At 63.9% G+C, this 19449-nt stretch carries 23 protein-coding genes; 9 read left to right on the top strand and 14 right to left on the bottom strand.

Features of this window, described 5'->3' with window-relative positions:
• Window positions 1–136 precede the first annotated feature (136 nt).
• Both QSV46_RS34525 and glnA read left to right on the top strand, forming a co-directional pair.
• Entirely contained in the window at window positions 137–475 is a 339-nt protein-coding gene (locus QSV46_RS34525; RefSeq protein ID WP_007603495.1) for a P-II family nitrogen regulator, read from the top strand.
• Window positions 476–628: 153 nt separating this feature from the next.
• Window positions 629–2038 carry a type I glutamate--ammonia ligase gene (gene glnA / locus QSV46_RS34530; protein WP_314962240.1) on the top strand — a complete coding sequence of 470 codons (1410 nt, stop codon included), beginning with the start codon at window positions 629–631 and terminating at the stop codon, window positions 2036–2038.
• Between the two features lie 71 nt (window positions 2039–2109).
• On the opposite strand, the gene QSV46_RS34535 is transcribed toward glnA, so the two are convergent.
• The 6 genes from QSV46_RS34535 to QSV46_RS34560 form a co-directional block, all read right to left on the bottom strand.
• Complete coding sequence (locus QSV46_RS34535) at window positions 2110–2535, bottom strand: DUF6188 family protein (protein ID WP_314962243.1); 426 nt, start codon at window positions 2533–2535, stop codon at window positions 2110–2112.
• Between the two features lie 79 nt (window positions 2536–2614).
• Complete coding sequence (locus tag QSV46_RS34540; RefSeq protein WP_314962247.1) at window positions 2615–2992, bottom strand: type II toxin-antitoxin system HigA family antitoxin; 378 nt, start codon at window positions 2990–2992, stop codon at window positions 2615–2617.
• Window positions 2993–3001: 9 nt separating this feature from the next.
• Complete coding sequence (locus QSV46_RS34545) at window positions 3002–3304, bottom strand: type II toxin-antitoxin system HigB family toxin (RefSeq protein WP_314962250.1); 303 nt, start codon at window positions 3302–3304, stop codon at window positions 3002–3004.
• Window positions 3305–3405: 101 nt separating this feature from the next.
• Window positions 3406–4161: a slipin family protein gene (locus tag QSV46_RS34550; protein WP_409997248.1), complete on the bottom strand. Its 756-nt coding sequence runs from the start codon at window positions 4159–4161 to the stop codon at window positions 3406–3408.
• Window positions 4161–5549 carry a nodulation protein NfeD gene (locus QSV46_RS34555; protein ID WP_314962254.1) on the bottom strand — a complete coding sequence of 463 codons (1389 nt, stop codon included), beginning with the start codon at window positions 5547–5549 and terminating at the stop codon, window positions 4161–4163. The genes QSV46_RS34550 and QSV46_RS34555 overlap by 1 nt, the downstream gene beginning before the upstream one ends.
• 262 nt (window positions 5550–5811) lie before the next feature.
• Window positions 5812–6585 carry a gamma-glutamyl-gamma-aminobutyrate hydrolase family protein gene (locus QSV46_RS34560; protein WP_314962256.1) on the bottom strand — a complete coding sequence of 258 codons (774 nt, stop codon included), beginning with the start codon at window positions 6583–6585 and terminating at the stop codon, window positions 5812–5814.
• 247 nt (window positions 6586–6832) lie between these two features.
• On the opposite strand from QSV46_RS34560, the gene QSV46_RS34565 reads away from it, so the two are divergent.
• Window positions 6833–7969 (top strand): AI-2E family transporter, encoded by a 1137-nt coding sequence (locus QSV46_RS34565; RefSeq protein WP_314962259.1) that lies wholly within the window; start codon window positions 6833–6835, stop codon window positions 7967–7969.
• Between the two features lie 6 nt (window positions 7970–7975).
• On the opposite strand, the gene QSV46_RS34570 is transcribed toward QSV46_RS34565, so the two are convergent.
• The 6 genes from QSV46_RS34570 to QSV46_RS34595 all read right to left on the bottom strand — a co-directional run bounded on the left by QSV46_RS34570 (window position 7976) and on the right by QSV46_RS34595 (window position 11651).
• Window positions 7976–8272: an antibiotic biosynthesis monooxygenase family protein gene (locus tag QSV46_RS34570; protein WP_314962262.1), complete on the bottom strand. Its 297-nt coding sequence runs from the start codon at window positions 8270–8272 to the stop codon at window positions 7976–7978.
• Window positions 8273–8374: 102 nt separating this feature from the next.
• Complete coding sequence (locus QSV46_RS34575) at window positions 8375–8611, bottom strand: hypothetical protein (protein ID WP_314962265.1); 237 nt, start codon at window positions 8609–8611, stop codon at window positions 8375–8377.
• A gap of 57 nt (window positions 8612–8668) precedes the next feature.
• A complete protein-coding gene (locus QSV46_RS34580; RefSeq protein ID WP_314962268.1) occupies window positions 8669–9889 on the bottom strand; it encodes a GGDEF domain-containing protein in 1221 nt (406 codons plus the stop codon).
• Between the two features lie 230 nt (window positions 9890–10119).
• Window positions 10120–10599 carry a 30S ribosomal protein S9 gene (rpsI, locus tag QSV46_RS34585; RefSeq protein WP_314962271.1) on the bottom strand — a complete coding sequence of 160 codons (480 nt, stop codon included), beginning with the start codon at window positions 10597–10599 and terminating at the stop codon, window positions 10120–10122.
• Window position 10600: 1 nt separating this feature from the next.
• Window positions 10601–11065, bottom strand: coding sequence for a 50S ribosomal protein L13 (rplM, locus tag QSV46_RS34590; RefSeq protein ID WP_166815729.1), 465 nt, complete (start codon window positions 11063–11065; stop codon window positions 10601–10603).
• Window positions 11066–11222: 157 nt separating this feature from the next.
• On the bottom strand, window positions 11223–11651 hold the full coding sequence (locus QSV46_RS34595; protein ID WP_314962275.1) for a PaaI family thioesterase: 429 nt from the start codon (window positions 11649–11651) through the stop codon (window positions 11223–11225).
• An 85-nt stretch (window positions 11652–11736) separates the two neighbouring features.
• Here QSV46_RS34595 and QSV46_RS34600 point away from each other — a divergent pair, with 85 nt between their 5' ends.
• From QSV46_RS34600 to QSV46_RS34615, 4 genes are all read left to right on the top strand, one after another.
• Entirely contained in the window at window positions 11737–12561 is an 825-nt protein-coding gene (locus tag QSV46_RS34600) for an enoyl-CoA hydratase (RefSeq protein ID WP_314962279.1), read from the top strand.
• Between the two features lie 111 nt (window positions 12562–12672).
• Window positions 12673–13257 carry a CoA-binding protein gene (locus QSV46_RS34605; RefSeq protein WP_314962281.1) on the top strand — a complete coding sequence of 195 codons (585 nt, stop codon included), beginning with the start codon at window positions 12673–12675 and terminating at the stop codon, window positions 13255–13257.
• A 138-nt stretch (window positions 13258–13395) separates the two neighbouring features.
• Complete coding sequence (locus QSV46_RS34610; protein WP_314962284.1) at window positions 13396–14676, top strand: O-acetylhomoserine aminocarboxypropyltransferase; 1281 nt, start codon at window positions 13396–13398, stop codon at window positions 14674–14676.
• A gap of 179 nt (window positions 14677–14855) precedes the next feature.
• A complete protein-coding gene (locus tag QSV46_RS34615; RefSeq protein ID WP_314962286.1) occupies window positions 14856–15200 on the top strand; it encodes a hypothetical protein in 345 nt (114 codons plus the stop codon).
• A 24-nt stretch (window positions 15201–15224) separates the two neighbouring features.
• Here the strand turns inward: QSV46_RS34615 and QSV46_RS34620 are convergent, their stop codons facing one another.
• Window positions 15225–16307 (bottom strand): COX15/CtaA family protein, encoded by a 1083-nt coding sequence (locus QSV46_RS34620; protein WP_314962289.1) that lies wholly within the window; start codon window positions 16305–16307, stop codon window positions 15225–15227.
• A gap of 109 nt (window positions 16308–16416) precedes the next feature.
• Between QSV46_RS34620 and QSV46_RS34625 the strand changes: the two genes are divergently transcribed.
• Window positions 16417–16638, top strand: a complete 222-nt coding sequence (locus QSV46_RS34625; RefSeq protein WP_027529931.1) for a DUF2842 domain-containing protein — start codon at window positions 16417–16419, stop codon at window positions 16636–16638.
• 5 nt (window positions 16639–16643) lie between these two features.
• On the opposite strand, the gene QSV46_RS34630 is transcribed toward QSV46_RS34625, so the two are convergent.
• Window positions 16644–17687 (bottom strand): polysaccharide deacetylase family protein, encoded by a 1044-nt coding sequence (locus QSV46_RS34630; protein WP_314962297.1) that lies wholly within the window; start codon window positions 17685–17687, stop codon window positions 16644–16646.
• Window positions 17688–17814: 127 nt separating this feature from the next.
• Here QSV46_RS34630 and QSV46_RS34635 point away from each other — a divergent pair, with 127 nt between their 5' ends.
• Window positions 17815–18996: a GNAT family N-acetyltransferase gene (locus tag QSV46_RS34635; protein WP_314962299.1), complete on the top strand. Its 1182-nt coding sequence runs from the start codon at window positions 17815–17817 to the stop codon at window positions 18994–18996.
• Window positions 18997–19449 lie beyond the last annotated feature (453 nt).

The following is a 19449-nucleotide window of genomic DNA, read 5'->3' on the forward strand; positions in this document are numbered from 1 at the left end:
ATCTCACAGGGTGTGGCCGGCCGTTGTTGCCGGACTGGTCAGGGGATCCCGGCATCGCGAAGACAACATCGTGCGTTAAGAAAAGCGCATCCTGACGAAGACGTTGCTATTTGATCGAAAGGCCGGGAGGCGCGCAGTGAAGAAAATCGAAGCCATCATCAAGCCATTCAAGCTCGACGAGGTGAAGGAAGCGCTTCAGGAAGTCGGCCTTCAAGGCATCACCGTCACCGAAGCCAAGGGCTTCGGCCGGCAGAAGGGGCACGCCGAGCTTTACCGCGGCGCAGAGTACATCGTCGACTTCCTGCCCAAGGTGAAGATCGAGATCGTGATCGGTGACGATCTGGTCGAGCGCGCCATCGACGCGATCCGCCGCGCCGCGCAAACCGGGCGCATCGGCGACGGCAAGATCTTCGTCTCCAATATCGAAGAGGCGATCCGCATCCGGACCGGCGAATCCGGGCTGGACGCTATCTGAGCCGGGTGCTATCCCGCATTTTGCGACACTCTGACAGGAAATAAGGCTGCTTCGGCGGCCTGATTTCGTTTGTGCGGTCGCGCAAAAACTCGCCGAAAGCGAGAATAATTTTGCTCATCTGGAAACCGACCCGCAGAGCCAAAAGGGGTATGCATGAAGACCGCCAAAGACGTCCTGAAATCGATCAAGGACAACGACGTTAAGTACGTCGACCTGCGCTTCACCGATCCGCGCGGCAAGTGGCAGCATGTGACGTTCGACGTCAGCATGATCGACGACGACATCTTCGCCGAAGGGACGATGTTCGACGGCTCCTCGATCGCCGGCTGGAAGGCGATCAACGAGTCCGACATGTGCCTGATGCCCGATCCGGTGACCGCGACGATCGATCCGTTCTTCGCCGAGACCACCATGGTCATCACCTGCGACGTGCTCGAGCCGACCACCGGCGAGCCCTACAACCGCGACCCCCGCGGCATCGCCAAGAAGGCCGAGGCCATGGTGAAGTCGATGGGCGTGGGCGACAGCGTGTTCGTCGGCCCCGAAGCAGAGTTCTTCGTGTTCGACGACGTGCGCTATTCGGCCAACCCCTACAACACCGGTTTCCGGCTCGACTCCTCGGAGCTGCCGATCAACTCCGACACCGAATATGAAGGCGGCAATCTCGGCCACCGCGTCCGCACCAAGGGCGGCTACTTCCCCGTTCCCCCGCAGGACTCGGTGCAGGACATGCGCTCCGAGATGCTCGGCGCCATGGCCAAGATGGGCGTCAAGGTCGAGAAGCACCATCACGAGGTCGCCTCCGCCCAGCACGAGCTCGGCATGAAGTTCGACACGCTGACGCTGATGGCCGACCACATGCAGATCTACAAATACTGCATCCACCAGGTCGCGCACATCTACGGCAAGACCGCCACCTTCATGCCGAAGCCGGTCTATGGCGACAACGGCTCGGGCATGCACGTGCACCAGTCGATCTGGAAGGACGGCAAGCCGGTGTTCGCCGGCAACAAATACGCCGACCTGTCGGAGACCTGCCTCCACTATATCGGCGGCATCATCAAGCACGCCAAGGCGATCAACGCCTTCACCAACCCGTCGACCAACTCCTACAAGCGTCTGGTCCCGGGCTATGAGGCCCCCGTGCTGCTCGCCTACTCCGCGCGCAACCGCTCGGCCTCCTGCCGCATCCCCTACACCGCTTCGCCGAAGGCCAAGCGCGTCGAGGTGCGCTTCCCCGATCCGATGGCCAATCCCTATCTCGGCTTCGCCGCGATGCTGATGGCCGGCCTCGACGGCATCAAGAACAAGATCGATCCGGGTCCGGCGATGGACAAGGACCTCTACGACCTGCCGAAGGAAGAGCTGAAGCAGATCCCGACCGTCTGCGGCTCGCTCCGCGAGGCGCTGGAAAACCTCGACAAGGACCGCGGCTTCCTCAAGAACGGCGGCGTGTTCGACGACGACTTCATCGACGCTTACATCGAGCTGAAGATGACCGAAGTCGCCCGCTTCGAGATGACTCCGCATCCCGTCGAGTTCGAGATGTATTATTCGGGCTGATCCGGCCGACTATATGCGACAAGCAAAAGGCGCTCCCCGAGGGGCGCCTTTTCGTTTGGGGACTAGCTCTCCTATTTTTTGGCGAAGATCGCTAATTCTCCGCCTCCGGTCGCAACGATGGATAGCCCCGGAATGGCGATCTGCCATCCCTCATACCCAGACGACATATTGAGAACTTCCAGGACGACCTTGTCAGAAAACGAAATCGACAGGTCTCCTGTGTCCAAGCGGATTGAAACGCGCTCGACGGGCTTCTCTCCGAGAAGACTTAACGCAACTTTCTCGCCATCGAGCGGGGTCGCCAGACCGAATTCATGACCGTCATCACTGCTTGCGAACGCGATTCTGTTCCCGTCGATAATCCGCCATGGACATTCGGCGCTCAGCCGTGAAGCGACAGCATCCCCGAAACTGAAACTCCAATCGTATTCCCTGCGTGCTATCGTCACGAGATGGCGGCCAGAAAGATGCGCGGTCAGGGTCTCATTGACATCCATCCCTTATCTCTCCACAGCGCCGAAGCCGTCGCTCGCAAAACAGCGATGAGTTTCGCTGACGCGAGACCCATCCCAAGTGCTAAGCGGCGCTCAACCGATACGGCTTGATCAGTAGTTCGGCAGGCACTTTCCAGGCCTCGCTGATCCGAAAGATCATCTCGACCGTCAGCGCACGCCTTCGGTTCAAAATCTCGGACGCGCGCGAGCGGGAGCCCAGCAACTCAGCAAGCTCCGCCTGTGTATGCCCGCCCTCATCGATCAGGTAGGTCAGCATGTCGATTGGATCGATGCGCGACGTGTCGATCGGCCAATGCTCGTTCTCGTATTTTTCGACGAGCGTCGCAAGGATATCGAGCTTATCGCCGTCGTCGGTCCCAGGCTCGGCTCCGCAGAGCCGCTCGATTTCAGCGATCGCCGCATCATGATCCGCTTCGGTACGGATAGGGCGAATATCCATGATAGCTCCTCAGTATTTTGCGACCGTCAAGGCATCGACCTTGTCGTATTCTGCATGGGTGCCGATGAACTTGATGAATGGGATCTGATGCTTGAACGAAAACGAGACGATCAGCCGAAAGTTGCCGCCGGCGATTTCAAACCTCGCGCGCTCACCGTTCAGAGCGACGACCCCAGGAAAGGTCACCTGGATCTCATTCATCGAGGTCCAATTGCCCGTCTTGACCAGTTTCACCCATCGGGTCAGCGCCGGCTTTGCCTTGGGATTTACCGTCGCGAATTTGGCCAACGTGGATTGCTTGATAATCCTCACGAAGCAATATTCCCATATTGGGAACAATTCGTCAAGCGTCTCACAGCTGCGAGTCCGAACTCGCGATCCGTGCGTCATCTTCCGGCAACGTTAGAGGATCATCACGCTTCCCGCCGCGGCAACAGATGATCGAGCAGGCCGGCCGGCAGCGGGAAGACGACTGTCGACGACCGCTCGCCCGCGATGTCGTGCAGCGCCGCGAAGTAGCGCAGCTGCATTGCCTGCGGCTCCTGTGCGAGGATGCGGCCGGCTTCGACCAGCTTTTCGGCGGCCTGCTGCTCGCCCATCGCGTTGATCACCTTGGCGCGCCGCAACCGTTCCGCCTCCGCCTGCTTGGCGATCGCGCGCACCATGGTTTCGTTGAGATCGACGTCCTTGATCTCGATGCCGGTGACCTTGATGCCCCAGACGTCGGTCTGCTTGTCGAGAATCTCCTGGATGTCGGCGTTCAGCTGGTCGCGTTCGGCCAGCATTTCATCGAGATCGTGCTTGCCGAGAACGGAGCGCAGCGTGGTCTGGGCGAGCTGGCTGGTCGCAGCCATGTAGTCGCCGACCTTGATGATGGCGCGCTCGGGATCGACGATGCGGAAATAGAGAACCGCATTGACCTTGACCGAGACGTTGTCGCGCGAAATCACGTCCTGGGGCGGCACCACCTGCACCATCACCCTGAGATCGACCCTGACGAGCTGCTGCACGACCGGAATGAGGATGATGAGGCCCGGCCCCTTCACCCCGGCGAAGCGGCCGAGCGTGAAGATGACGCCGCGCTCGTATTCCCTGAGGATGCGAACGGCCTGGCTGAGAAACAGGACGACGATCAGCGCAAGCACCGCATAGATCGAATATTCAATCATCACAGTTGACCTCCCTCGCCGCTCGGACGCCGAACCTCCAGCGTCAAGTCGATGATGTCGGCGACCTCGACCCTCTCGCCGGGCTTGAAGCTGTCGGCGCCCCGGGCTTGCCAGCGTTCGCCATGCGTAAAGACGTGCCCCTCGTTCCCGCTCCAGTCGAGCACCTCGGCGGCCAGGCCAAGCATCGCTTGCGCGCCGACCCGTAGCGGACCGCGGCGGGCGCGCCGGAGCGCGCTGAGCACGACCAGGACGAAACCCGTGAACATCGCCGCGACGACGGCGATGACCGACCACGACAGCCGATAGCCTGGCGCTTCGATCCTGATCAGCATGACGGCGCCCAGCACAAAGGCGATGACGCCTCCAAGGCCGACCACCACGGTGGGATTGAACGCCTCGACGGCGAGCAGAGCGATCCCGACCAGCATCAGGCCGAGGCCGGCATAATTGATCGGCAGCAGGTTGAGGGCGTAGAGGCCGAGCAGCAGGCAGATCGTCCCGACCACGCCCGGAGCGACTGCGCCGGGAGACATGAATTCGAAGATCAGGCCGTAGATGCCGACCATCAGGAGGATGAACGCCACGTTCGGATCGGTGATGACCGCGAGGAAACGGGAGATCAAGCCGGGGTCGATGGTCTCGATGACGGCGCCCTGCGTCGCCAGGCGCTGCGTCTTGCCGCCGGCGAGTTCGACCACGCGGCCATCGAGCTCTCGCAGCAATTCAGCCTGATCGCGCGCGACCAGATCGACGGCATGTGTCTGTAGCGCGGCATTGGCAGAGAGGGTGGCGGCCTCACGGACCGCCTTCTCGGCCCACTCCGCATTGCGGTTGCGCAGCTCCGCAAGGCTGCGAATGAAGGCGACCGCATCATTGGTCGCCTTTGCCGTCATCGCATCCTTCGGCTCGCCCTGCTGCTCGCCGTCCTTCTTGTCCTTGCCGCCCTTGTCGGGTGTGCCGCTCGGCAGGCCCGGAAGCGGTCCGCCGATCTGCACCGGCGTCGCGGCACCGATATTGGTGCCTGGCGCCATCGCCGCGATATGGCTGGCATAGAGGATATACGTCCCGGCACTCGCCGCATGGGCGCCCGCCGGCGCGACGTAGCCGACGACGGGAACGGACGAGGCGAGCACATCGGCGATGATGTCGCGCATGCTGGAATTCAGGCCGCCGGGCGTATTCATCCGAAGAATCACGATCTCGGCGCGTTGCTGCCCTGCCGTGACCAATGCTTCCTTCACGTAGCTCGCCGATGCCGGGCCGATGGCTCCCTCGATCGTAATGACGAGGGCAAGACGACGATTCTCCTCCGCCGAGATCGGAAGGAGGCAGAAGAACAATGCCACGACGCCAATCGCAGCAACGAGGGCCGCCTTTTTGGTCTGCACGGCAGGGCTCTCCCTTGCCGAAGATATGGTGCTCGTCTCCCAAACCTCAATGCGGCGGCGCGTTGTCCGCCGTTGCGATTGTGCGATGCAATCTGCGGGGCGAACCGCGAGATCCGTCTCGACGCCATTGCGCTACGCAGTCGGCGTCGCCTTCGGCGGGTGTCCAGACGGCCGCGGCGGCGGCGCATGTGTCTGCCATTTGGAGAGCAAATTGAAACGCGATGACGGTGCGGCGAAAGCGCGCCTATCAGCGTTGGACCGCCTAGGCCGCCGCCTTCTGCCGCTCCACCAGCGCCTCGCCGAACGCCTCGAACAGCTTGCGGTTGATCGGATTGTGCTGCGGGTCGTATTCGGCGTGCCATTGCACACCCAGCGCGAAGGTCGGGGCTTCCGCGATGCGGATCGCCTCGATGGTGCCGTCCTCGGCGATGCCTTCGATCAGCACGCGCTTGCCGGGCTCCAATATGCCTTGGCCGTGCAGCGAATTGACCCGGATTTTCTCACAGCCGAGGATCTTCGCGAACGCGCCTCCGGGTGTCAGGTCGACCTCGTGACGGTCGGCGAACACCACGGTCGGATCGGGATGGATCTCGCCGCTCTCGAGCCGGGGCATGCGATGGTTCATGCGGCCGGGAATTTCGCGGATCTCGGGATGCAGCGAGCCGCCGAAGGCGACGTTCATCTCCTGCAAGCCCCGGCAGATTCCGAACAGCGGGATGCCGCGGGCAACGCAGGCGACCGAAAGCGCCAGCGCGACCTCGTCGCGGTGGATGTCGTAGGGCTCGTGCGCCTCGCACGGATCGACGTTGAAACGGGTCGGATGGACGTTGGCGCGGGCGCCGGTGAGCACGATGCCGTCGACGGTATCGAGCAGCGCACCGATATCAGTGATGTCGGGCGCTCCCGCGAACATTACCGGCAGGCCGCCGGAGACCTCGGCCACGGCGCGCAGATTACGCTCGCCGACCATCTGGACCTGAAATCGATTTTCGACGCGATGGGCGTTCCCGATCACGCCGACGACCGGCTTTCTCATCTCCCGTTCCGACCTCCCGCCGAAAAAGATTCCCTAAACATGCCCTTGGGATGGAACAAATTCAACAGAAGGGATTGCGGGACGGCAATGCTATTTTCGCGCAAATACCCGGCCCCGGGCAGCCGTCTCGCGCCCGGCGGCTTTGCCCGCGGCCGTGGACGCGTCAAATCGGCGCTTGGTCCGGCTTGATCCCGGGCGGAAATTCACGAAAGAGTGCCCTGCGTGCAGTCGCCGAAAAGGATCCGACGTGACAATTCCCAGAGATGAACGGCTCCGGTCCCGCAGCGATCTGGCCTGGTCGATCTCGGTCGGCGGCATCGGCGTCGTGCTGTTCACGGCAATGCTGGTCTTCACCTGGTATTTTGCCGCGACGCTGCTCCTGATCTTCACCGGCATGCTGCTCGGCGTCGGCCTCAACGCGCTGACCGGCGCGCTCGGCCGCCGCGTGCACCTGCCTCATCCGGTCCGCCTCGCGATCGTCTGCACAGCGCTCGCCGTGATGCTCGCGGGCGTTGCCTATCTCGGCGGCGCCACCATCGCCGAGCAGGCCTCGCTGCTGAGCAAGACCATCAAGTCGCAGATCACCAATGTCCGGTCCTTCCTCGAGAACCACGGCATCGACACCAGCTTTTTCGATCTCGGCAATACAGCGTCTGATTCCTCCGCCAGTGCGCCGGACTCGACGCCGTCGCCGGGAGCGGCCTCGCGCGGTCCATTGCCCGGTGCCGGCGCACTCGCCTCCAGCGGCGGCGCGATCGTGAGCCAGACCTTCAAGCTGCTGCTTGGCACCATCCACGGCGTGGGGAACATCTTCATCGTGCTGTTCCTGGGCCTGGCCTTTGCCGCTCAACCCGCCGTCTATCACGACGGCCTGCTGTTCCTGGCGCCGGCCCGGCATCGCACCCGCGTCACCCTCGTCGTCGACCGCATCAGCGAGACGCTGGAGCGCTGGCTGATCGCGCAGATCACCGTCATGCTTGCGGTCGGCCTGGTGACCTGGATCGGGCTTGCCGTCATCGGCATCCCCGGCTCGTTCATTCTGGGGATTCAGGCCGGGCTACTCGCCTTCATTCCCACCGTCGGCGCCATCATCGCCGGCGTCGTCGTGGTGCTGGCAAGCCTTGCCTCGGGCTGGATTCCGGCGCTGTCGGCCTTTCTCCTCTTCATGGGCGTGCACGCGATGGAGAGCTACGTGCTGACGCCGCTGCTGCAGCGGCAGGCGCTGGACATCCCGCCGGCGACGCTGTTCGCATTCCAGATCCTGCTCGGGGTCGTGTTCGGAATCTGGGGTCTGGCGCTGGCGCTGCCGCTGGTCGCCATCGCCAAAGTCATGATCGATCATTTCAAGACGTATGACGCGCCGCCGCTGGCAGAGGCGGCCTGAGGCGGTTCAGCTCGTCAGGACGGTCTCGGTGTGCTCGACCTCCGGGGGCGAGGCAAAATACTGGCCGACGAGGCCGCGCCATTCGGTGAAATTCTCGGAGCCGCGGAAATCGACGGTGTGGTTCTCCAGCGTCGCCCATTTCACCATCAACCGGTAGCGCTGCGGCTTCTCGATCGACTTGTGCAGCTCAAAACCGTGAAAGCCCTTGGCGCGGCCGAAGGCGGCCTTGGCCTTGGCGACGGCGGCTTCGAAATCCTTCTCGCTGCCCGGCTTGACGTCGATTTGCGCGATCTCGGTGATCATCGGTTTCCACCCTTTTCTGTTCGATGGGTGTGTCTACCGTAGCCCGCGACAAAGAAAAAGGCGCCGGAACGGCGCCCTGCCCGGTCCAAAAATGCAGATCACTCAGGCGAACAGCAGCGCGGTCCCTGCCACGATCAGCGCGCAACCGGCGAACAGCGCGAAAGGCCAGTAGCTGCGGCCTTGGGTGTAGCGCCCCTGCGCGCGGCGCTCGGTGATCAACGCGCTCTCGTATTCGTCCGCGGTCGAGAACAGGCAGGCGAAGCCGCCACGCGCCGAGGCGGCGTGGGCTTCGAGCGACATCAGGGCAGCCTGCGGGTTCTGTCGACGGATCGATTCCATGACCGCAATGGTAGGGATCGAATGGTAAACAGAGGATTACCGCAGGCGCCATTCGGCTCAGGCCGTGGCCGGACGCGCCTGTGGCGCACCGATCCGCGCGGCGCTCTGGCGGCGCCAGTTCTCCAGCGACAGCGGCAGCTCCTCCGCCGCCTCGACGCGGTTTCGGCCGCCGCGCTTGGCCTGGTAGAGCGCGGTGTCGGCCGAGGCTAGCAACACCTCGAGCTCGGTGCCGGCCGGACCGCCGGCGACGCCGATGCTGACGGTGGTGTCGACCGGCCCTTCGTCGACCACGACGCCGGACGTCTCGAACGCCTCGCGCACGCGCTCGGCGACCAGCACGCCCTCCTCCAGCGCACACGGCAGCAGCGCCGCGAACTCCTCGCCGCCGATCCGGCCCGAGAGGTCGGTCATGCGCAGATTGCTGACGACGACGGTCGAGAACAATTTCAGCATCTCGTCGCCGGCAGGATGGCCGAAGCGATCGTTGATCGATTTGAAATGATCGATGTCGAAGATCATCACGGTCACGGGGCGACCGGCCTTGGCCTCGCGCTCGATCACGCGCGCGCAGGCTTCCGAGAAGCCGCGGCGGTTCAGCATGCCGGTCAGGGGATCAGTGGACGCGGCGGTCCGGTGTGCAGTCACCGTACGCTCGGACACCAGCATGAAGATCACGAAGACCGTGCCGACGGCATAGAGCACGAGCTCGACCGCGAACACGGTGAGCCAGATGCTGCCGGAGAAGCCGGCATCGTGCGGGCGCAGGAAGCTGCCGATCAGGATCGGCAACATCAGCACGCAGCCGTGCATCACCGGCACCACGAAGGCCGGCCAGCGCCGTTGCAGGCTCTTGCGCCGCTCGACCCAGAGCTCGCTCGCGGTCAGCGCCGCATAGACCGAGACGATGCCGGCGCCGACCAGCATGCGCAGCATGGACGCAGCGGGATCGAGCAGCGTGGCGGCAGCGGCCCAGGCGAGCGCGCCGACGAGAAGACCCGGCCAGTTCGGCTTGCGGCCATGGAAGACACGCGCCGCATTCCACACCATGCCGCAGGCGACGAAGCCGACCGCGTTCAGCGCGAGGTAAAGCTGCGGCCCGAGCTTGTCGCCGGCCGCAGTCCACAGCGCGACGGAAGCGGCGCCGAGGAGATAGGCGGTACCCCACCATTTCAGCGCAGGACTGTTCTCCTGCTTGCCGAAGAACACCATCATGGCGCCGAGCAGTGCGGCAATCATGGTGGCAACCAAATAGAGCGTGATGCTATCGAGCGACATCATGTCGGCCCCCCTCTTAGACATAGCAGTTACGCGATCGGCACAGCCGATTTGCGCGCCCTTCCAGATGCGACGCTATGTCCCGCGGGTTCCATTCAGGTTTTCATGCCAGGCCAAGTTTTCCGGAAACACGCCATCAATTTGCATACAAACGAACAACAAAAAGGGCGCTGAAATCAGCGCCCTTTTGCATCTCATTGAAGCCGCTTTCGCGACGAATGCGGCCGAAGCGATTAACGCTTCGAGAACTGGAAGGACCGGCGGGCCTTGGCCTTGCCGTACTTCTTGCGCTCGACCACGCGCGAGTCGCGGGTCAGGAAGCCGCCCTTCTTGAGCACTGTGCGCAGCTCGGGCTCGAAATAGGTGAGCGCCTTGGAGATGCCGTGACGGACGGCACCGGCCTGGCCGGACAGACCGCCGCCGGCGACGGTGCAGATTACGTCGTACTGACCGGAACGCGCGGCCACCGAGAACGGCTGCTCGATCATCATGCGCAGCACGGGACGGGCGAAATAGACCTCGACCTCGCGCGCGTTGACCGTGACCTTGCCGGCACCCGGCTTGATCCAGACGCGGGCGACCGCGTCCTTGCGCTTGCCGGTGGCATAGGCGCGGTTGAACTTGTCGACCTTCTTCTCGTGCTTCGGCGCCTCGGGCGCGGCCGCCGTCTTGAGCTGCGAGAGCTGGTCGAGCGACTGGATGGATTCGGCCATGTTATGCGGCCCTCGTGTTCTTGCGGTTCAACTTGGCAATGTCGATCTTCTCGGGCTGCTGCGCCTCGTGCGGATGATCGGCGCCACCATAGACACGGAGGTTGCCCATCTGCACGCGACCGAGCGGACCACGCGGGATCATGCGCTCGACGGCCTTCTCGAGCACGCGCTCGGGGTGCTTGCCCTCGAGGATCTGGCGCGCGGTGCGCTCCTTGACGTGGCCGACGTAACCGGTGTGCTTGTAGTAGGTCTTCTGCTCGCGCTTGCGGCCGGTGAGGACCGCATGCTGCGCGTTGATGATGATGATGTTGTCGCCGCAATCAACGTGCGGGGTGTAGGTCGGGAGGTGCTTGCCGCGCAGGCGCATGGCGACGATGGTGGCGAGACGGCCGACAACCAGACCCTTGGCGTCGATCAGCACCCACTTCTTCGTCACCTCAGCCGGCTTTGCCGAAAAGGTTTTCATGTCAGAGTTTCCGTGGACGGGAGCATCGGCGCGAACACCGCACCGGACTGCGGGGGTTTCTAGAGAAGAGACGCGCAACGGTCAATGCCCATGGGCCTAATTTAATCCTGCATTATCAAAGGGTTGAAAATATGGTGCTATGTTACCTGTAAAAAGCTCAAACAGTTGGAATGGAATAGGTCGAAGTGACATGGGCGATTGGATCGGGCGAGGTGCCGGACAAGAGCTTCACCTCGCCGACCGCGAGGCGCTTGCCGAGCTTGAGCAGCCGCGCCTCCGCCAGTACGTCCTGCCCGGGCTGCCCCTTGCGCAGGAAGTTGATGTTCAGATTGGTGGTGACCGCGAGCCCGATCGGTCCGATCGCGGACAGCAGCACCACGTACATCGCGAAATCGGCGAGTGCCATCAGCGTCGGGCCGGACACGGTTCCGCCCGGCCGCAGCATCCTTTCGCTATAGCGCTGCCGCAGAAGGCAGGTTTGGCCGTCCGCGCTCTCGATCGTGATGTCGTCGCCGCTGAAGGCCTGGGGAAACTCGTCGCGGAGAAACTGCTCGACCTCCGCCACGCTCATTTTCGCTGATGCCATACCGTCCCCGCCCTCGCTTCGCCTGCTCTGTTACATTAAGTTACCTGCGTCATCCAATTGCAATCATCCAACGGAAATCGCGTCAATGTCCGTCCAGGCCGCCCGCGCCCCCACCCCGCAACCGCCGATCCTGCTGCGCGAGACCTTGGGCCCCATCGCGGTGCTGACGCTGAACCGGTCGGCCGCCCGCAACAGCCTGTCGGCCGCGATGATCGCTAGCCTGCATGCCGAGCTCAACGAGATCGGAAACGACAAGGCGGTCCGCGGCGTCGTGATCGCCGCCAACGGCCCGGCCTTCTCCGCCGGCCACGATATGAAGGAACTGACCGCGCGCCGCACCGACCCGGATCGCGGCCGCGCCTTCTTCGCCGAGATGATGACCGCGTGCAGCGCGATGATGCAGGCAATCGTGCACCTGCCGAAACCCGTGGTCGCGTCCGTCCAGGGCATCGCGACGGCAGCCGGCTGCCAGCTCGTTGCGAGTTGCGATCTCGCGATCGCGTCGGAGGATGCGAGCTTCGCGACGCCGGGCGTCGACATCGGCCTGTTCTGCTCGACGCCGATGGTGGCGCTGTCGCGCAACGTGCCGCGCAAGCAGGCGATGGAGATGCTGCTGACCGGCGAGCCGGTCACGGCCGCCCGCGCCCGCGAGATCGGCCTGGTCAACCGCGTCGTGCCCGCCGGCAGCGAACTCGGCGCCGCGATCGAGCTCGTCCAACAGGTCGCGTTGAAATCCGCCTACACTGTCAAGCTCGGCAAGGAAGCGTTCTACCGCCAGGCCGAGATGAGCCTTGCCGAGGCCTATCGCTATGCCGCAGAGGTCATGACCGAAAACATGATGGCGCGCGACGCCGAAGAAGGCATCGGCGCCTTCATCGAGAAGCGCACCCCGACCTGGCGGGACGAGTGACTGTATTTGTTACACCGTCATTCCGGGGCGGCTCGCAGAGCCGAACCCGGAATCTCGAGATTCCGGGTTCGATGCTGCGCATCGCCCCGGAATGACGAACGAAAGAAAAAGATGAACCACGACGCCTATCCCGACAATTACATCCGCAGCATCCTCAATAGCGTGAAGTCGATCGCGATGATCGGCGCCTCGCCGGTCAACGTGCGGCCGAGCTATTTCGCGTTCAAATATCTGGCGCAGCGCGGCTACGACATGATCCCGGTCAATCCCGGCCACGTCGGCAAGGAGCTGCTCGGAAGGCCCTTCGTCGCCTTGCTGTCCGACATCGGCCGCCCCGTCGACATGATCGACATTTTTCGCAATTCCAGCCACATCATGCCCGTCGTCGAAGAGGCGCTCACGCTCGATCCGCTGCCGAAGGTGATCTGGATGCAGCTCGGTGCGCGCGATGATGCAGCGGCTGCAAGAGCTGAATCGGTCGGCATCAAGGTCGTGATGAACCGCTGCCCCAAGATCGAATACGGCCGTCTGTCGTCCGAGATCTCGTGGATGGGCGTCAATTCGCGCACGCTGAGTTCCAGGCGTCCGCCGGCGCCGACGCAAGGCATGCGCCTGTCCCTCAATCGGATGAGTGTCGGTGGTGGCGACACCGCGGCATCGGACCGCGCCGCCAAAAACAAGACCGAGCAAAGCTGACGCAATTGCGAACGATCCATTTCGCAAACGCGACAATGCGTAGCAAGATCGTGTCGATGTGAAGCGGCGCCTTGACGGCGCCCGCAGCGCCCATCAGCATCCCCCGCGATTTCAGACCACGAGAACAGGACGCCCTCAATGAGCGATCGCCTTCCGGGATTTTCAACCCTCGCCGTGCATGCCGGTGCACAGCCCGATCCGACAACCGGTGCGCGCGCGACCCCGATCTATCAAACGACCTCTTTCGTCTTCAATGACGCCGACCACGCCGCCTCGCTGTTCGGCCTGCAGGCGTTCGGCAACATCTACACCCGCATCGGCAATCCCACCAACGCGGTGCTGGAAGAGCGCGTTGCCGCGCTCGAAGGCGGCACCGCCGCGCTTGCCGTCGCCTCGGGCCATGCCGCGCAGGTCGTGGTGCTGCAGCAATTGCTGCAGCCCGGCGACGAGTTCATCGCCGCGCGAAAACTCTATGGCGGCTCGATCAACCAGTTCACGCATGCGTTCAAGAGTTTTGGCTGGAACGTGGTGTGGGCCGATCCCGATGACATCGAGAGCTTCGAGCGCGCGGTCACGCCGCGCACGAAGGCGATCTTCATCGAGTCCATCGCCAATCCCGGCGGCAGCATCACCGACATCGAGGCGATCTCGACGGTCGCGCGCAAAGCCGGCGTGCCGCTGATCGTCGACAACACGCTGGCCTCGCCCTATCTGATCCGCCCGATCGACCACGGCGCCGACATCGTCGTGCACTCGCTGACGAAATTTCTGGGCGGCCACGGCAATTCGCTCGGCGGCATCATCGTCGATGCCGGCACCTTCGATTGGTCGACCGGCGGCAAATATCCGATGCTTTCGGAGCCGCGCCCGGAGTATCACGGCATCCGCCTCCAGGAGACCTTTGGCAATTTTGCCTTCGCGATCGCCTGCCGCGTGCTGGGCCTGCGCGACCTCGGACCGGCGCTGTCGCCGTTCAACGCCTTCATGATCCTCACCGGCATCGAGACGCTGCCGCTGCGCATGCAGAGGCACTGCGACAATGCCAAGGCGGTCGCCGAATTCCTCGCCGGCCATCCGGCGGTGGCGTCGGTGAGCTATGCGGGCTTGCCAAGCGACAAGTACAACCAGCTCGCACGCAAATACGCGCCGAAGGGTGCCGGCGCCGTGTTCACCTTCAGCCTGAAGGGCGGCTATGACGCCGGCGTCAGCCTGGTGTCGAAATTGCAGCTGTTCTCGCACCTTGCCAATGTCGGCGACACCCGCTCGCTGGTGATCCACCCCGCTTCGACCACGCACAGCCAGCTCGACGACGCCGCCAAGGTCAGGTCCGGCGCCGGCCCCGACGTGGTGCGGCTCTCGATCGGCATCGAGGACAAGGAAGACTTGATCGCGGATCTGGAACAGGCGCTGGGGGCGTAGTTCTTGTCATTCCGGGGCGCGCGACAGCGCGAACCCGGAATCTCGAAGTGGCATGATTATCTCTGGAGTCCGGGTTCGGTGCTTCGCACCGCCCCGGAACGACGGCCCCGTTAACAATCATTAACTATATCTGCCGCATACATCGTCTTTGGATCGCCCCCTTTGATTCGGAGCCGACGATGCTGCGCTGGATGGTGCCTGCCCTTGCGGCGATGTTGACGCTCTCGAGCGCCCTCGCCGCCGATCTGCCGGCGACGCCGAAGCGGCGCGCCGCTGCTCCGCCGCAGGAGCCGCCCAGGGTTTATGTCGACACCGATCCGGATGCGCTGATCTCGCCGGCCTACGGCATCGGCAGCTACATCCGTAATCTGCCGGGCACCCCGCTGCTGCCCGGCTCGCACACGCTGCCGGGCTATTACGGCCGCCCCTGGGATTACGATTATCAGGGCTCGTATTACGGCGGCAAGCAGGTCGACTATTTCTGGCGCTTGCCCTACTCGTGCGGCATCTACGGCTATTGCTGATCTGATCAGCCGGGCTGATGGTGATCAGCCGGGCTGACCGACAGGAAGCGCGCGCGGCTGCGCCTCGGCCGTCTGCCGCGAAGCCAGCCGCTCCGCCTGCATCACCGCAAGCGCCAGCACCACGATCGCCACCGCCTGGTGCGCGAGCGCGAGCCCGATCGGCACCTGGTTGAGCAGCGTGAGGATGCCGAGCACCGCCTGCAAGCTGACCGCCGCGAACAGCCACAGCGCGCCGCCAGTTGCGGCACCTGTCCGCGAACGCACCGCATCGATCGCATGCAGGGCCGCCAGCACGAACAGCGCATAGGCCGTCATGCGGTGCTCGAACTGCACCGTCAGCACATTGTCGAACATGTTGCGCCACCACGGCGTCTCGAACCAGAGCCGCTCGCTTGAGGGAATCAACGCGCCGTCGATCTGCGGCCATGTGTTGTAGGCACGCCCGGCGCGCAGGCCGGCGACCAGCGCACCGAAATAGATCTGCAGCAGGGTCGCGAGGAGGAGCAGCGCGGCGGTGAAGCGCAGCCGCGCGGGCGCTGCGATCTGCGGCCGCCCGGGCAGCCGCCGCACGGTCCAGACGATGCCGGCGAAGATCAGAAGCGCGAGCATCAGATGCGTCGCCAGCCGATATTGCGAGACCTCGACCCGTTCCGTCAGGCCCGAGGCCACCATCCACCAGCCGACCACGCCCTGGAGGCCGCCGAGCGCGAACAGCAACCACAGCCGCCGCTTCAACTCACCGGACAGTCCGCCGCGCCACAGGAAGAACAGGAACGGCAGCAGATAGGCGAGGCCGATGAAGCGGCCGAGAAACCTGTGGCTCCATTCCCACCAGAAAATCTCCTTGAACTCGGACAGGCTCATGCCGGCGTTGAGCTCGCGGTATTGCGGGATCTTCTTGTAGGCCTCGAATGCTTCCGTCCACTGCGCTTCGGACAGCGGCGGAACGCTGCCGGTGACCGGCTTCCATTCGACGATCGACAGGCCGGATTCCGTCAGCCGCGTCGCACCGCCGACCAGCACCATCAGCGCGATCAGCGCGGCCACGCAGATCAGCCACCAGCGCACGGCGCGATGCGGGTGGGTTGGAGCGGAAATCGTCGTCATTTCAAGGGCGAAACCAAGCATGTTTCAAAGAGACTTGAACCGGACTGCGTGCCCCTTATAGTCCCCGGCTCCCGCAGCGCAAGTTTCGCGAAAGCCGCACTGTTCCGCCATGACGATCCGCACCCGCAAGTTCCTCGGCGCCATCCTGCTTCTGGTGCTGGCCACGGTCTGGGCCCTGCTCGGCATGGCGCTGGCGCAGATGCCGTGGATCGCCGAATCCGGCTGGCGGCAGGCGATCTACTACGTGGTGGTCGGCATGGGCTGGGTGCTGCCGGCGATGCCGATCGTGAGCTGGATGCAGCGGCCGGATCGCGCCAAGTCTAGTTCGTAGCGCGTCTAGTTCGTAGCGCGGCCCGTCGGCTTCACCGGCGCAAAGGCAACGCCCGATACCAGTACGCGCAGCATGCGTAGCGAGCGCACCCGGCCATCCCAGGAAATGCGCGGCAGCGCGCGCAGATTGGTGCGTCCCTCCGCGTCCACGACGCCCGGGATTGTCGTCACCGCGCTGGCAAAGCCGGCCTCCTCCGCCATCACGACATGGCTGCGCCGGAACGAGGAGCGGTCGCCGAACGGAAAGGCGAGATGCCGGATCTCGCGGTGGAAGGTCGCTTCCGCCACCGCCCTGCCCATCGTCATCTCGCGCAGCGCAGCGGCATCCTTCATGTTGGCGAGAACCGGATAGTTCACGGTCGCACTGCCGATCGTGACGAGCGGATCGGCCGCCAGCTTCGACAGATCCTCCCAATCCATCGACGCCTCGCGCGAGAGCGCGGCAAGATCGATCCGGTACCGCGTGCAGAGATCGGCGATCGCGGCCGACAGATCCGCCGGCGGCAACGAGCGCAGCCAGCCTTCGATGAACGAGTACAGTGCCTGTTTCTCGGCATCATCAGTGACGGTGAAGCGCTGTTCTCTCTCACCCATCATCAGGCTGACGCGGCTCTCGCGCGCGATCACCTGCTCGAGCCCGAGCCACCAGGCTTCGCCGACGCCATCGGGAAACGCAGTCGGCACAAAGATCGTGAACGGCACCGCGTGGCGCGCCAGCACCGGATAGGCGAAGCTGATCAGGTCCTTGTTGGCGCCGTCGAAGGTGAGCGCCGCGAAGCGCCGCCCCTCCGGCAGCGTCACCGCACGGCCGCAGACATCGTCCATGCCGAGGACGTCATATTTCCACCGCTTCAGCGCGCGGATGACGCGGTCGAGAAATTGCGGACTGATCTCGTTCTCACGCAGCGGCTGGAACCCACCGCGCCGCCGCGGCCGCACGCGCTGGAAGCGCAGGATGGCGCCGGCGCCACGGCTGCGCAGTGCGGCCTGGCCGCTGAACCAGGCCAGCTCAAGCCGCAACCGCTCCAGCCAGCTGTCGTCGGATGCCACGATCCCCACCTTTGCGTTCGGCGGCCTGTTCCCTCAGCTATTGTCATTACCCTTTGTTGACATTTCTTTGCAAAGGTCGGCCCCAGGCCGAAATACGCTTATTTTGATTTCTCGACAGGTTTCGTGAATGACCATGGCTGCGGCGATGCAAAGCCGGACGGCAGAATCGCCCGCGCAGTCGCACGCGAGCCGTATCGCGCATGTCGATATCGTCACCGATCTCCGCGAGGCCGAGGCGGTCTGGCGCGCCTTCGAGGAGAGCGGCCACCTCTTCACGCCCTACCAGCGCTTCGACCTGCTCAGCCCGTGGCAGCAACTGGTGGGCAGCCGCGAAGGCTCCAATCCCTTCATCGTCATCGCCCGCGACGCGGATCGCCGGCCGCTGCTGCTGCTGCCGCTCTCGCTGCGCCAAAGTCACGGCGTACGCACGGCCTGCTTCATGGGCGGCAAGCATACCACCTTCAACATGGGCCTGTGGAACGCCGAGTTCGCAGCGCAGACGGTGACCGCCGATCTCGACGTGCTGCTTGCGCCGCTGCGCGAGCATGCCGACGTGCTCTCGCTGACACAGCAGCCGCTGCACTGGCACGACCAGCAAAATCCGCTTGCGCTGCTGCCGCGGCAGAGCGCGATCAACGGCTGCCCGCTGCTGGCGATGGAGCCGGGCGGGCCGCCAGCGTCGCGGATCAGCAGTTCCTTTCGCCGCCGCCTCAAGAGCAAGGAGAAGAAGCTCCAGGCGCTGGCCGGCTATCGCTATCACCTTGCCACGACGGATGCGGACGTCACCCGTCTGCTGGAGTGGTTCTTCCGCGTCAAGCCGGCGCGGATGGCCGAGCAAAAACTGCCGAACGTCTTCGCCGAGCCGGGCGTCGAAGCATTCATCCGCAGCGCGTGCCTTGCGCCGCGCGGCGAAGGCCGCATCATCGACATCCACGCACTCGAATGCGACGACGAGGTGATCGCGATCTTCGCCGGCGTCGCCGACGGCGAGCGCTTTTCGACGATGTTCAACACCTACACAATGTCCGAGCATGCCCGCTACAGCCCGGGCCTGATCCTGATGCGCTACATCATCGACCGCTATGCCGAGCGCGGCTACCGCTCGCTCGACCTCGGCATCGGCTCGGACGAGTACAAGCGCATGTTCTGCAAGGACGACGAAGCCATCTTCGACAGTTTTGTTCCGCTGACCTCGCGCGGAAAACTCGCGGCGATGGCGATGTCTTCGCTCAGCCACGGCAAGCGCCTGGTGAAGCAGAACCAGATGCTGTTTGATTTGGCGCGCCGGCTGCGGCAGGCGTTCGGGTAGGCTTCCGGCAGCCGCAAAGCCGCCCCTCGTCGAAACGCTCTATGGAAGGGAGCGGCTCTGGTCGATTCGCCCGGAGCTATTTTCTTTATCCGCCATTGAACGCGGGTGAGGCGGCCCTAGCCGCATCGGCGGACGCAACGTCAGCCGCACCACGACCTGCGCCGCGGGCAACTAGTGTGCCCGGAATAGTGGGCCAGCTCAGGAATGTGCGGCGGCGCCGAAATGGGATCACGGTCATGTTTGCTATCCTGCCGATTCTCGGGTGCCTCTGCCAAACGGTCACCTCGCCCATAACCGGGCGAACTCACTAATCATCCCTGAGTACCCAATCCGGCATATTGCATTTCTATTGTATCGAGAGCATAGGCACCGCAGGCAGGCATTTTTTGCCATCTGCTGTCCGCAAAACGGCGACGTACCGATCTCGCCGTTTCTTTCGAAGTGGCAGCGCTG

Origin of the sequence: Bradyrhizobium cosmicum (assembly GCF_032290525.1) — a bacterium.
Classification (GTDB): domain Bacteria; phylum Pseudomonadota; class Alphaproteobacteria; order Rhizobiales; family Xanthobacteraceae; genus Bradyrhizobium; species Bradyrhizobium cosmicum_A.